10 protein-coding genes and 1 tRNA gene are annotated in these 12589 nt (G+C 67.8%); 7 read left to right on the top strand and 4 right to left on the bottom strand.

From position 1 onward, the window contains the following. Window positions 1–17: 17 nt before the first annotated feature. The gene (argA, locus tag J5T34_RS09550; RefSeq protein WP_208579551.1) at window positions 18–1367 is read left to right on the top strand and encodes an amino-acid N-acetyltransferase; all 1350 of its coding nucleotides are present in this window, start codon (window positions 18–20) and stop codon (window positions 1365–1367) included. A 134-nt stretch (window positions 1368–1501) separates the two neighbouring features. Continuing rightward, entirely contained in the window at window positions 1502–1774 is a 273-nt protein-coding gene (locus J5T34_RS09545) for an oxidative damage protection protein (RefSeq protein ID WP_208579550.1), read from the top strand. 197 nt (window positions 1775–1971) lie between these two features. On the opposite strand, the gene rpiA is transcribed toward J5T34_RS09545, so the two are convergent. Continuing rightward, window positions 1972–2658 (bottom strand): ribose-5-phosphate isomerase RpiA, encoded by a 687-nt coding sequence (gene rpiA, locus J5T34_RS09540; protein WP_208579549.1) that lies wholly within the window; start codon window positions 2656–2658, stop codon window positions 1972–1974. Window positions 2659–2850: 192 nt separating this feature from the next. On the opposite strand from rpiA, the gene tal reads away from it, so the two are divergent. Further along, a complete protein-coding gene (tal, locus tag J5T34_RS09535) occupies window positions 2851–3810 on the top strand; it encodes a transaldolase (protein ID WP_208579548.1) in 960 nt (319 codons plus the stop codon). A 153-nt stretch (window positions 3811–3963) separates the two neighbouring features. Further along, window positions 3964–6165, top strand: coding sequence for a hypothetical protein (locus tag J5T34_RS09530; protein WP_208579547.1), 2202 nt, complete (start codon window positions 3964–3966; stop codon window positions 6163–6165). Between the two features lie 92 nt (window positions 6166–6257). On the opposite strand, the gene J5T34_RS09525 is transcribed toward J5T34_RS09530, so the two are convergent. From J5T34_RS09525 to rnr, 3 genes are all read right to left on the bottom strand, one after another. Further along, window positions 6258–7010, bottom strand: a complete 753-nt coding sequence (locus J5T34_RS09525; RefSeq protein ID WP_208579546.1) for an SIR2 family NAD-dependent protein deacylase — start codon at window positions 7008–7010, stop codon at window positions 6258–6260. A 54-nt stretch (window positions 7011–7064) separates the two neighbouring features. Continuing rightward, entirely contained in the window at window positions 7065–7811 is a 747-nt protein-coding gene (gene rlmB, locus J5T34_RS09520; RefSeq protein ID WP_208579545.1) for a 23S rRNA (guanosine(2251)-2'-O)-methyltransferase RlmB, read from the bottom strand. A gap of 235 nt (window positions 7812–8046) precedes the next feature. Further along, window positions 8047–10674, bottom strand: coding sequence for a ribonuclease R (rnr, locus tag J5T34_RS09515; RefSeq protein WP_208579544.1), 2628 nt, complete (start codon window positions 10672–10674; stop codon window positions 8047–8049). 70 nt (window positions 10675–10744) lie between these two features. On the opposite strand from rnr, the gene J5T34_RS09510 reads away from it, so the two are divergent. The 3 genes from J5T34_RS09510 to J5T34_RS09500 all read left to right on the top strand — a co-directional run bounded on the left by J5T34_RS09510 (window position 10745) and on the right by J5T34_RS09500 (window position 12482). Continuing rightward, window positions 10745–10831: transfer RNA gene (locus J5T34_RS09510), tRNA-Leu, on the top strand. Window positions 10832–11313: 482 nt separating this feature from the next. Next, on the top strand, window positions 11314–11748 hold the full coding sequence (locus tag J5T34_RS09505; protein ID WP_208579543.1) for an Rrf2 family transcriptional regulator: 435 nt from the start codon (window positions 11314–11316) through the stop codon (window positions 11746–11748). A gap of 113 nt (window positions 11749–11861) precedes the next feature. After that, window positions 11862–12482, top strand: a complete 621-nt coding sequence (locus J5T34_RS09500) for an NAD(P)-dependent oxidoreductase (protein WP_208579542.1) — start codon at window positions 11862–11864, stop codon at window positions 12480–12482. The last annotated feature ends 107 nt before the right edge of the window (window positions 12483–12589 follow it).

Here is a 12589-nt window from a genome sequence, read left to right as displayed (position 1 = left end):
CCCCCGAGGTGCCGAGCGTGCCGAGGGCACCGGCCACCCCCGAGCGCGCCGCGCCGGGACCGGACCGCCAGCAGTTCGTCGACTGGCTGCGCGCGGTCGCCCCGTACATCCACACGTTCCGCGGCAAGACCTTCGTGATCGCCTTCGGCGGCGAGCTGGTCAAGGCCGGCATGCTGAACGCGCTGGTCAACGACGTCGCGCTGCTGCATGCGATGGGCATGCAGATCGTGCTGGTCCACGGCTCGCGTCCGCAGGTCGAGGAACAGCTGGCGCTGCGCCAGGTCGAGTCGCGCTTCGTCGACGGCCTGCGCATCACCGACAACGCGGCCCTCGAATGCGCGAAGGAAGCATCCGGCGAACTGCGCCTCGATATCGAGGCCGCCTTCAGCCAGGGCCTGCCCAATACGCCGATGGCCGGCGCGCAGCTGTCGGTGGTGTCGGGCAACTTCGTCACCGCACGTCCGGTCGGCATCGTCGAGGGCACCGACTACCAGCACACCGGCCTGGTGCGCAAGATCGACGGCGACTCCGTGCGCATGTCGCTGCAGCACGGCAAGATCGTGCTGCTGTCGCCGCTGGGCTTCTCGCCGACCGGCCAGGCGTTCAACCTGTCGATGGAGGACGTGGCCAGCGCGACCGCCACCGCGCTGAAGGCCGACAAGCTGATCTTCATCACCGAGGTGCCGGGCGTGCTCGATCCGGTCGGCAAGCTGATGCCGGAGATGTCGCTGCGCACCGCGGTCGAACGGCTGCAGAACAACCACCTGCCGCCCGACGTCGCCTACTACCTGCAGCATCTGGTCAAGGCGCTCAAGGGCGGCGTGCCGCGCGCGCATCTGATCCCGTTCGACATGGATGGCTCGGTGCTGCTGGAGCTGTTCCTGCACGACGGCGTCGGCACGATGATCTCGGACACCGATCTGGAGAGCCTGCGCGAGGCCACGCTCGACGATGTCGGCGCGATCGTGCAGCTGATCGCGCCGCTCGAGCAGGACGGCACGCTGGTGCCGCGCGGGCGCCATCTGATCGAGCGCGATATCGGCAACTTCTCGGTGATCGAGCACGACGGCGTGCTGTTCGGCTGCGCCGCGCTCTACCCCTATCCGCGCGAAGGCATGGCCGAGATGGCGTGCCTGACGGTGTCCCCGGATGCCCAGGGCACCGGCGACGGCGAACGGCTGCTCAAGCGCATCGAGCGGCGGGCGCGCGCGCTCGGGCTGGATCGGCTGTTCGTGCTGACGACGCGGACCGAGCACTGGTTCCTGAAGCGCGGCTTCGTGCGCGCCAGCGTCGACGACCTGCCCGAGGACAAGCGCAAGCTGTACAACTGGCAGCGCAAGTCGATGGTGCTGATGAAGAAACTGTAAGCGCGGTAGGGGCGAGGCGCGGCGGACGCCCCGCTTCGCTACAATAGCCGCCTTACGAACGCCGCCGGCGAGCCCCCAACATCGCGCCCCCACAGCCCGACTCGCCGCGATCACACGAATACAAGGAGTCCCCCATGGCCCGCATGGTCCATTGCGTCAAGCTGAACAAGGAGGCCGAGGGCCTCGATTTCCCGCCGCTGCCCGGCGAACTGGGCAAGAAGATCTGGCAGAACGTGTCGAAGGAGGCCTGGGCGGGCTGGCTCAAGCACCAGACCATGCTGATCAACGAGAACCGGCTGAACATGGCCGACACCCGTGCGCGCCAGTATCTGCTGAAGCAGACCGAGAAGTACTTCTTCGGCGAGGGTGCGGATCAGGCGGCGGGGTATGTGCCGCCGCAGGCTTGAGCGCATGCAGCGCTGAAGGTGTTCTCCCTCTCCCCCTCAGGGGGAGAGGGTCGGGGAGAGGGGGTGGTTTCCAGCCGCGATGGCACAACCACCGCCCGATGCCCTCTCCCCTGTCCCTCTCCCGCAAGCGGGAGAGGGAAAAACAAAAGGCGCCAGCTTTCTGGCGCCTTTGTCGTTGGTGCGGGCGGATCGATCGCTCAGAAGTCCGTGCGCCGCACCCCATCGGCGGTGCCCAGCAGCAGCACGTCGGCGCCGCGCAGTGCGAACAGGCCCACGGTGACCACGCCCGGCAGCTGGTTGATCGCCTGCTCCATGCCCTTGGGGTCGCCGATCGCCAGGCCGCTGACGTCCAGGATCACATTGCCGTTGTCGGTCTTGTAGATGCCGCCTTCCCTGGTCATGCGCAGGCGCGGCTGGCCGCCCAGCGCCGCCAGCTTGCGCGCCACCGCGGCGCGCGCCATCGGGATCACCTCGACCGGCAGCGGGAACTGACCCATCACGCCGACCAGCTTGCTGGCGTCGGCGATGCAGACGAAGGTGCGCGCCACCGAGGCGACGATCTTCTCGCGCGTCAGCGCGCCGCCGCCGCCCTTGATCATCGCGCCGCTGGCATCGATCTCGTCGGCGCCGTCGACGTAGACCGGAATCTCGTCGACCTCGTTCAGATCCAGCACCTTGAAGCCGTGCTGCTGCAGCCGGCGAGTCGAGGCCTCGGAGCTCGACACCGCGCCGGCGAAGCGGTCCTTGAAGCGCGCCACCGCATCGATGAACAGGTTGGCGGTCGAACCGGTGCCGACACCGAGCACCGCGCCTTCGGGCACTTCCTTCTCGACATAGTCCGCGGCGGCCTGCGCCACCTGCGCCTTCAGTTCGTCCTGGGTCATTGCTTGCTGCCTTCGGCCCGGCCGTCGCATGGGGCGAAGGGCCGGAAAAGTCGGTTGCGGAAACCGCGTAGTGTAACGGATTGCGCCCCGCGCGCGAGGCGTCCCACAATGGGCCGGTACAATGGCCCGGATGGCGGCGGTTGCAGCCATGCCGTCCCATCCCGATTCCTTTCCCGTCCGACGCAATCCATCATGAACCAGCTAGCGCAACTGAAGCAGTTCACCACCGTGGTGGCCGATACCGGCGACTTCCAGGCGATGAAGCAGTACACGCCGCAGGACGCCACCACCAATCCGTCGCTGATCCTGAAGGCCGTGCAAAAGCCGGAATACCGGCCGCTGCTCGAGAAGGCCGTGCGCGATCATCACGACGCCGGCGTCGATGTCGTGATGGACGCGCTGCTGATCGCCTTCGGCGGCGAGATCCTGAAGATCGTGCCGGGCCGGGTGTCGACCGAGGTCGATGCGCGGCTGTCGTTCGATACCGCGGCGACCGTCGAGAAGGCGCGCCATCTGATCGCGCTGTACGAGCGCGCCGGCGTGCCGCGCGAGCGCGTGCTGATCAAGATCGCCTCGACCTGGGAAGGCATCCGCGCCGCCGAGGTGCTGCAGCGCGAAGGCATCCGCTGCAACATGACGCTGCTGTTCTCGCTGGTGCAGGCGGTGGCCTGCGCCGAGGCCGGTGCCCAGCTGATCTCGCCCTTCGTCGGCCGCATCCTCGACTGGTACCGCAAGCAGGCCGGCGACAAGTGGAATCCGGACGCCAACAGCGGCGATTCGGACCCCGGCGTGCATTCGGTGCGGCAGATCTACGACTACTACAAGCGCTTCGGCTACAAGACCGAGGTGATGGGCGCGAGCTTTCGCAATACCGACCAGATCCTGTCGCTGGCCGGCTGCGATCTGCTGACCATCAGCCCGGAACTGCTCGAGCAACTGGCCGCCAGCAACGCGCCGGTCGAGCGCAAGCTGTCGGTCGACGACGCGCAGGCCGGCCATATCCCGCGCGTGCATTGCGACGAGCCGGCCTTCCGCTGGCAGCTGAACGAGGATGCGATGGCGACCGAGAAGCTGGCCGAAGGCATCCGCGCCTTCGCGGCCGATGCGGTCAAGCTGGAGGCGCTGATCGGCGCGACCGCGGGCATGCACTAGCGCGGCAGCACGGACAAACGGTTTGGCATGCCGCCACCGGCGGCGAGCCGGTCCCCGCGCGCCGCGGCTTGCGGTGGTGGACACGAAGCTAAAGGCGGCAGCACGGCTTGCGGCTAAGGTACGCGCATACGGCCCATCGCAGGAGGTCATGCCATGCTGCACCATCCCGTCCGCTCGCCCGGCGGCAATCCCGCCCCGGGCGTATCTGCAACGCCCCCGAAAACCGACGCCGCTTCGCGCCCTTGCCCGCCACCCGGCGGGCCGCGTGCGACGTTCCGCGATCTGCCCGGCCATATCGTCCTGCAGATCGCCGAGCGCGTGGATGATACCGCGGCGATGGCGCTCGGACTGACATCGAAGCACGCGCATCAAGCGCTTGACCACGCTCGCATCACGCCTGTCCGCCTCGGCGAGCAGATGCAATGGATCGTCTCGCACGCCGACGTTCAACGCCTGCGAGGGCGCATCGAGCAGTGCCCCGTGCCTGCGCGGCCGCGGCTGTGGAATGGACTGCATTGCGCCGTACGACGGCATTGTCCCGATCCGCTTTACCATTTCTACTGCACTTCCGGGTCGCCTTGTTCGGTGCCGCTTCACCCTGTCGTACGCGAACGTGCGCTGGCATCGCTGCCGCCTCTCCCGCCTGCCGCGCCGCGAAAGGCCCCGCAGGCGCTGGACGAATTGCTGACGCTTGGCGACGCCGAGCGCGGTCCGTCGCTCGTGGCGTGGATCGCGCATGCCGGTCGCGACACCATGATGGAACCAGGACTGGCTGCCTGGCTGGATATCGTCGCTCGCCTGCCGCCGAACGACCGGGTCGCCGTGCAAGCGATGGTCACCGAGCATTGCGACGATCGTGACGTCGCACCATGGCGTGCGATGCTCGACGCCACGCTGTGCGACGCACGGGCTCGGCAAGACGACGCCGACCCCTCTATCCAATTGCAGCGGGTCCGTTCGCTGAACGCGGTCGCAAAAGCCGTCGCCCGCCGCCATCGTTCGCGCGACAGCGCTGCGCACCGATGGGGTTTCTGGGCAGAGGTCCTCGCCGACACGCAGCAACTGCCGGACCCGCACTACAAGACGTTGTTGCACTCGCTCGCGTACGGAGCGTTCCACGGGTGCGCCTGCCTGGGTGAACCCGTGCCTGTCGACGATCCCGTGATCAAAGGGTGGCGGGCGCTGATCAAGAGTGCGCTCACTCGCCTTTCGCCGGTCGAGGCGGCCAACGTGCTGTCCAGCATGCTGGAGCCATTGGAGGAGTTCGACGTCCAGGGACCATGCGCTCCGTTGCTCGACGAGGTGTTCGCGGCCACCCGCGCGTTGCCACATGGCGTCGCAATCGGCGTGCTCAAGCACGCGTTCGACGCCGCATGCCGAAACGGGGACGAAGTCATCCCGCTGGTTTTCTGGGACAGGTTGCTGCACGCCTGCAAGGGCGCGGACCCCGCGCTTCAGGCGGAGTGCCTGGCGACACTGGCGGGCATGTGCCCCCATATCGGCGACGATGGGATGGAAGCGCGCTTGGTTGCGCTCTGCGAGCAAGTCGAAGCGCTGTCACCCGAGCTGCGACGCGAGCCTCTGTGGTCGCTCGCCCGGAATTCCCACCATTTCCATGGGCTGGTCGGCATGGTCGTCCCTCGATGGATGGCCCTTTGCAATGGCCTGGGCGACGAGGATCGCGCCCGGCTGCTGGCATCGATGATCTACTCCGTTTTCCATGATGGGCACTGGCGCCGGGGTCTGATCAATACCGCCGCGAGCCTCGCAGCGCCTCATCGATACGGGCCGTTATGCACCATCGCGAGGGAATTGTTCAAATGGGCGGAAGGTGCCCCATGCACGCTACGGAATGCCGATGTCCGAATCGCGGCATCGCCTGACGACTATGCGATCGCCCGCTTGCCGACCAGCTGGGAGGCACTGATGGACCAGCTCTCGCAAATTCTGGTCATGCTACCCCTGAGGCAACGTGGCGACCTGCTGCTGGACCTGGAGCACACTGCAAAAACCGCCGTGTGCAAGGCCTGGATTCTCGAGAAGGCCAAAGGCCTGCCGCCAACACAGCGCCACGAGGTCAAAATCATCACGCGTATCGCGGAGTACGCCGCGACGAACTGTCCTGAAGAGCACGCGTCGATGTTGCTCCCCTTGGTGGCGGAGGCGGTGGCCACGCTCGACGACGGCCATCGCGCTTCGGCGTTGTACTGGCTGATCGACGCCTGCACGAAATTCGGCTTGCCGGCGTGCGTTGAAATAGGGGGAACCATCGATCGCCTCCCCGAACCGGACAGGCTCACGCCGAACGCCGGTCACAAGCGCAAGGCCAGCCGCGATGCGCAAGCCGACGTGTAAGCCAGGAACCCGGACGACGGCAAGCGGCTGACAGCCAACGATCAAGCCCCGCGGCGCCCGCGGCGTGATACTCGACGAATCGCGAAAGCGGTTCAGGCCGGCGCTGCCGCAAAGGGCGGCCACAGCATGGGCAGGCATTGGCCGGCCGCCGCCCGCAGCACCAGATCCGCGGTGGCATCGAGCGCCGACGGCTGGGGGTTGACGACGATCACGCCGGCGCAGTGGTCTTTCGCCACGCCCGGCAAACCCGCCGCCGGATACACCATCCCCGAAGTCCCGACCACCAGGCACAGATCGCAGGTCTGCGCCGCATGTTCGGCGCGATAGCGCGCCACGCGCGGCAGGTCCTCGCCGAACCACACCACGCCCGGCCGCATCAGCGCGCCGCAATGGATGCAGCGCGGCGGGCTGCGGCCGTCGTCCGGAGCGGCCTCGCAGCGGCCGCAGCCGTCGAGCCATTTGTTGGCGAACAGATTGCCGTGCAGCTCGATCACGTCGGTGCTGCCGGCGCGCTGGTGCAGCCCGTCGACGTTCTGCGTGACCAGCGTGACCTTCTTCTGCGCGGCCAGCGCGACGATCGCATGATGGGCGGGATTGGGCTGCGCCGCGGCGACCAGCGTGCGGCGATGCTGGTACCAGTCCCAGACCAGGCCCGGCTGGCGGCGATAGGCCGCCTCGGTGGCCAGTTCCTCGGGATCGAAGCGGGCCCACAGGCCGGTCAGCGCATCGCGGAAGGTCGGCACGCCGGACTCGGCCGAGATGCCGGCGCCGGTCAGCACCAGGATGTCGCTGGCGGCGGCGATGCGTCGCCGTGCCTCGGCCAGGCCGGCGGCATCGATCAGCATCGCGCCCCCTTCATCGCACCCACTTCATCGCGCCCACTTCATTGGACCGTCCGCTCACCGCGCCACCGCGCGGCGCTGGCGCACCGCTTCGTAGAGGCAAACGCCGCTGGCGACCGACACGTTCAGGCTTTCGACGCCGCCGGCCATCGGGATCGACACCAGCTCGTCGCAGGTCTCGCGCGTCAGGCGCCGCATGCCCTCGCCTTCCGCGCCCATCACCAGCGCGGTCGGGCCCTTGAGCTCGATGTCGTAGACGGTCCGCTCGGCGCCGTCCGCGGTGCCCACCACCCAGATGCCGCGCTCCTGCAGTTCGCGCAGCGTGCGAGCCAGATTGGTCACGGTGATATAGGGCACGGTCTCGGCGGCGCCGCTGGCCACCTTGGCGACCGTCGCGTTCAGTCCGACGCTGCGGTCCTTGGGCGCGATCACCGCATGGGCGCCGGCGCCGTCGGCCACGCGCAGGCAGGCGCCGAGATTGTGCGGATCGGTGACGCCGTCGAGCACCAGCAGCAGCGGCGTGCCTTCGATGCCGTCGAGCAGTTCGTCGAGATTGAGCGCCAGCGACACGTCCTCGGCGCGGGCGACCACGCCCTGGTGGCGGTCGGTGCCGGCCATGCCGCGCAGACGCTCGGCATCGACCGGATGGAGACGCACGCCGAGTCCCTCGGCGAGGCGGATGAAGTCCTGCATGCGGCGATCGCGCCGGGCGGACTCGATATAGACGTCGGAAACGCCGGCCGCGTCCTGGCGCAGGCGCGCGGTGACGGCGTGAAAGCCGATCAGAAGTTTTTGTTTGGCCATGGGCGGGATTGTACCCGCCCGGGGTTGCCCTCTCCCCCGCCCCTCTCCCGCGAGCGGGAGAGGGGCGCGAGGTCTGCATGCGGCGACGCGATACGCGGCTCGCACCTTATGGAAGCGTTCACGGCCTTCGCATGAGGCGCAGCCGCGGATGGCGGCCGTCTTGCTCCCCTCTCCCGCGTGCGGGAGAGGGGCCGGGGGAGAGGGGCAGCGGCGCTCGATCTGCCGCCGCCGCTGCTTACCGCCCGCGCGTCGTCTTCTTCGAAGCCGTCTTGCGCGCCGTCTTGCCCGCCGTCTTGCTGCCCCGCGTGGACGTAGACTTCGCCGTGGTCTTGCCGCTGGCCTTGCGCCCCACGCCGGCCGGCTTGGGCTTGGCCGCCCGCTTGGACGGCTTGCCGGCGCCACCTCCCTCGGGCCGGGTCGTGATCGGCGTGATCACCGCCTCGAACACCGGCTGTTCCTCGAACACGCGATCGAGCGTTTCGTCGAACGATTCCTCGGGCTTGGACGTGCCGCCCAGCAGCGCCGCCAGCTGGCGGCCCTTCTTGCGTGCCGGCAAGGCATGCGCGGCCGGCACGTGCGGCGCCGGCTCGGTGGTCGGGCGCGCGCGCAGGCTCTTGGCCGACGGCTCCTGCACCAGGCGGAAGTCGATCTTGCGGGCGTCGAGGTCGACGCGCGAGACCTGCACGCGCACGCGGTCGGTCAACCGGTAGCGGATGCCGGTACGCTGCCCGCGCAGCTCGTTGCGCGCCTCGTCGTATTCGAAGTAGTCGCTGCCCAGTTCGGTCACATGGACCAGCCCTTCGACATACAGCTCGTCGAGCTGGACGAAGATGCCGAACGACGTCACCGCGCTGACCGTGCCGGCGAACTCGTTGCCCAGCTTGTCGCGCATGAAATAGCACTTGAGCCAGGCCTCGACATCGCGCGACGCCTCGTCGGCGCGCCGCTCGTTGGCCGAACAGTGCAGCCCGAGCTCGTCCCACACCGCCTCGTTGCGGCGCGCGCGGCCAGCCATCTTCTCGGCCCGAGCGGCCTCGTCCTTGGCCTGCATGCGGCGCGCCTTCGGCGAGATCGCGGTATTGAGCGCGGTGCCCGGAGGGAACACCGGCTGATACTTGGTATGCGCCAGCACCGCCTTGATGGCCCGGTGCACCAGCAGGTCCGGATAGCGCCGGATCGGGCTGGTGAAGTGGGCGTAGGCCTCGTAGGACAGGCCGAAGTGGCCGATGTTGTCGGGGCTGTAGACCGCCTGCTGCATCGAGCGCAGCAGCATCGTCTGCAGCAGCGGCGCGTCGGGACGCGCCTTGATCTTGTCCATGACCTCGGCATAGTCCGAGGCCTGCGGCTTGTCGCCGCCGCCCAGCGACAGGCCCGAGGTCTTCAGGAACTCGCGCAGCGCCTTGAGCTTTTCCTCGTTGGGGCCGGCATGGACGCGGTACAGCGCCGGGTGCTTGAAGCGCTCGAGGAAGTCGGCCGCGCAGACGTTCGCGGTCAGCATGCATTCCTCGATCAGCCGGTGCGCGTCGTTGCGCGTGCGCGGCAGGATCTGCTCGATCTTGCCCTGCGCATTGCAGACGATATAGGTCTCGGTGGTGTCGAAGTCGATCGCCCCGCGCTCGCGGCGCGCCTTCAGCAGGACCTGGTACAGCTCGTACAGGTTCTGCAGATGCGGCACCAGTTCCGCGCGCTTGTGTGCCTCCGGACCCTTGGTGTTCGACAGCACCGACCAGACCTCGTTGTAGGTCAGGCGCGCGGCCGAATGCATCACGGCGGGATAGAACTGGTAGGCCTTCAGCTCGCCCTTGGCGGTGACCACCGCGTCGCAGACCATGCACAGCCGGTCGACCAGCGGGTTCAGCGAGCACAGCCCGTTCGACAGCTTCTCCGGCAGCATCGGAATCACGCGGCGCGGGAAGTAGACCGAGGTGGCGCGGTCGAGCGCATCGGCGTCCAGCGGCGTGCCGGGGCGCACGTAGTGCGACACGTCGGCGATCGCCACGATCAGGCGCCAGCCCTTGGCGCGGCCGATCTTGACCGGCTCGCAGTAGACCGCATCGTCGAAGTCGCGCGCGTCCTCGCCGTCGATCGTCACCAGCGGCACGTCGCGCAGATCGATCCGGTGCTCCAGGTCGGCCTCGCGCACTTCGTCGGGCAGGGCCTCGGCCTCCTTGGCGGCGGCCGGCGAGAACGTATGCGGCACGCCGTACTTGCGCACCGCGATCTCGATCTCCATGCCGGGGTCGTCGATCTCGCCCAGCACCTCGACCACGCGGCCGACCGGCTGCACATAGCGGTCCGGATACTCGACGATCTCGACGCTGACGACCTGGCCGACCTTGGCCTTGCCCTGCGCGCGCGGCGGGATCAGGATGTCCTGGCTGATGCGCTTGTCCTCGGGCGCCACCACCAGCACGCCGCCCTCGCTGAGCAGGCGGCCGATCACGAAACGATTGGCCCGCTCGACGATCTCGACGATCTGCCCCTCGGGGCGGCCGCGACGGTCGTAGCCGATCACGCGCACCTGGGCGCGGTCGTTGTGCATCGCCTTCTGCAGCTCGCGCTCGGGCAGGAAGATATCGTCCTCGCCGTCGTCGCGGATCAGGAAGCCGAAGCCGTCGCGGTGGCCCTGCACGCGGCCGACGACGAAATTGGGCTGGTGCGCCAGCTCGTAGCGGCCCTTGCGGTTCAGTTCGATCTGGCCGTCGCGTTCCATCGCGGCCAGCCGTTTCTGGAAGCCGTCATGCTCCTTGCGCGTGACGGCGAGGGCCTTGGCGATATCGCCGGCCGACAGTGGCGAACCGGAGGTACGGAGCACGCCGAGGATTTCTTCCCGACTCGGGATCGGATAGTTGTTCTGATTCAATTTCTTCTAAAGAGGATTTGACAAATCGATTGTCGTCGCTATAATGAGCGCTTCGGTTGTTTCGACACCTGCCCAGGTGGCGGAATTGGTAGACGCACTAGGTTCAGGTCCTAGCGGTGGCAACACTGTGGAGGTTCGAGTCCTCTCCTGGGCACCAGATCAAAAAACCCGCATCGCTTTCCGGCGCTGCGGGTTTTTTCTTTCCCGCCTGCATCTGCATTTCCATCCGGATCGCTTGCGCGTTCTGCTTTGATCGGGCCATTGGCGCTCCAGTTCGGCGCCATGTGCGCCGGTTGCCCCGGATCCCGGGATCGCGTCCCGAAGAATTCCGACCACGTGCCGACCTTGCGCGGCCGACGACCATCTTTCACTGCTTGCGGCGCGCTGGCAACCGCTCGAACCCACCGGCCGAACCGTTGGCGACTGCACCGCCCCTTGCGCCGGGCACGACCGTCATCGCCGTGCCTCGACATCAAGGCGCAGTGTATCAGCTTCAGTGGCGCTTCCGGCATTCTGTTGACACGGTGCGGACATCCGCCCGTGCACGCTTCGCCGGCGCTCTCCCCCTCGTGATTTTCCGCACCGGTTGACAGCCGGTTCATATGTAACTACGATGGTTTCACTTTATCGTTTCTTCCCATGTCGACCAGCAGCCGATTCGCCGTTGCCGTTCATATCCTGACCTTGCTGGCCAGCGCCGACGAGCCGCTGCCGTCCTCGCTGATCGCCGGCAGCGTCGGCACCAATCCCGCGCTGATCCGCCGGCTGATCGGCGTGCTGGCGCAGGCCGGGCTGGTATCGACCGCGATGGGGGCCGCCGGCGGCGCCTCGCTGGCGCGGCCGGCCAATACCATCACGCTGCGCGACGTGTTCCGCGCGGTGGAGTCGGACAGCGTGATCGGTCTGCATGCCGGCGCGCCGAATCCGGCCTGCATGGTCGGGCGCGAGATCACCGGGGCCCTGACCCGCATCACCGACCGGGCGCAGGCCGCGATGGAGGAAAACCTGGCGCAGACGACGATCGCCGGCATGCTGGCCGACGTCGAACGATCGGCGCGGGCGCGGCGGCGCTGATTTTTTTGTCCGCATATGTAACTACGTTAGTTTCATATGCGTTCGTTCTTGCTGTTCGTTCTTGCAGTTCGTTCTTGCTTCGTGCTGAAGCCAACCTGTGAAGGAGTTCCACCATGCAAATCGCCATCCTGGGTGCCACCGGACGCGTCGGCAGCCGCATCGTCGACGAGGCGCTGCGCCGCGGCCATACCGTCACCGCGATCGCCCGCCACGCCGCCGCGCTGACGGACCGTCCGGGCCTGAAACGGCTGGACGCCGATATCACCGACGCGGCCAACATCGCGAAGCTGGCGCCGGCGCTGGCCGGCCATGATGCGCTGGTCAGCGCGGTGCGTTTCGCCGAGGCAGGCCCGACACCCCTGCTCACGCTGGCACGCCAGGCCGGCGTACAGCGCGTGGCGGTCGTCGGTGGCGCGGGCAGTCTCTATGTCGCGCCGGGCGTACAGCTGGTCGACACGCCGGGTTTTCCGCAGGCATACAAGGCCGAAGCCCTCGCGGGCCGCGATTTTCTGAACGCGCTGCAGGCGGAACAGGAGCTGGACTGGACCTTTGTGTCGCCCTCCGCGCTGCTCGAACCGGGCGAGCGCACCGGCAGCTATCGGGTCGGCAAGGACGAGCTGCTGACCGATGCCAACGGCAAGAGCTGGATCTCGATGGAGGACTTCGCCGTCGCGCTGGTCGACGAACTGGAACGGCACGCGCATTCGCGCGAGCGGTTTACGGTGGGGTATTGAGAGGGATTGCGGAGAGGGGTGAAGGCAGGTGGTGCGCTGCCCTCTCCCCCGGGCCCCCCCCCCCCCGCCCCCCCCCCCACAACGGGGGAGGGGGGAAAAAACATAGG

The organism is Cupriavidus gilardii, from assembly GCF_017598945.1.
Classification (GTDB): domain Bacteria; phylum Pseudomonadota; class Gammaproteobacteria; order Burkholderiales; family Burkholderiaceae; genus Cupriavidus; species Cupriavidus gilardii_E.
Note: the sequence above shows the minus strand (reverse complement) of the source record. Positions and strands in the feature narration are given on the sequence as shown.

What these genes read in the sequence shown, in the direction of transcription:
- J5T34_RS09545 (WP_208579550.1), top strand. Translation starts at nt 1,502, where the DNA reads ATGGCCCGCATGGTCCATTGCGTCAAGCTGAACAAGGAGGCCGAGGGC.
- tal (WP_208579548.1), top strand. Translation starts at nt 2,851, where the DNA reads ATGAACCAGCTAGCGCAACTGAAGCAGTTCACCACCGTGGTGGCCGAT.
- J5T34_RS09500 (WP_208579542.1), top strand. Translation starts at nt 11,862, where the DNA reads ATGCAAATCGCCATCCTGGGTGCCACCGGACGCGTCGGCAGCCGCATC.
- J5T34_RS09530 (WP_208579547.1), top strand. Translation starts at nt 3,964, where the DNA reads ATGCTGCACCATCCCGTCCGCTCGCCCGGCGGCAATCCCGCCCCGGGC.
- rpiA (WP_208579549.1), bottom strand. Translation starts at nt 2,658, where the DNA reads ATGACCCAGGACGAACTGAAGGCGCAGGTGGCGCAGGCCGCCGCGGAC.
- rlmB (WP_208579545.1), bottom strand. Translation starts at nt 7,811, where the DNA reads ATGGCCAAACAAAAACTTCTGATCGGCTTTCACGCCGTCACCGCGCGC.
- J5T34_RS09525 (WP_208579546.1), bottom strand. Translation starts at nt 7,010, where the DNA reads ATGCTGATCGATGCCGCCGGCCTGGCCGAGGCACGGCGACGCATCGCC.
- J5T34_RS09505 (WP_208579543.1), top strand. Translation starts at nt 11,314, where the DNA reads ATGTCGACCAGCAGCCGATTCGCCGTTGCCGTTCATATCCTGACCTTG.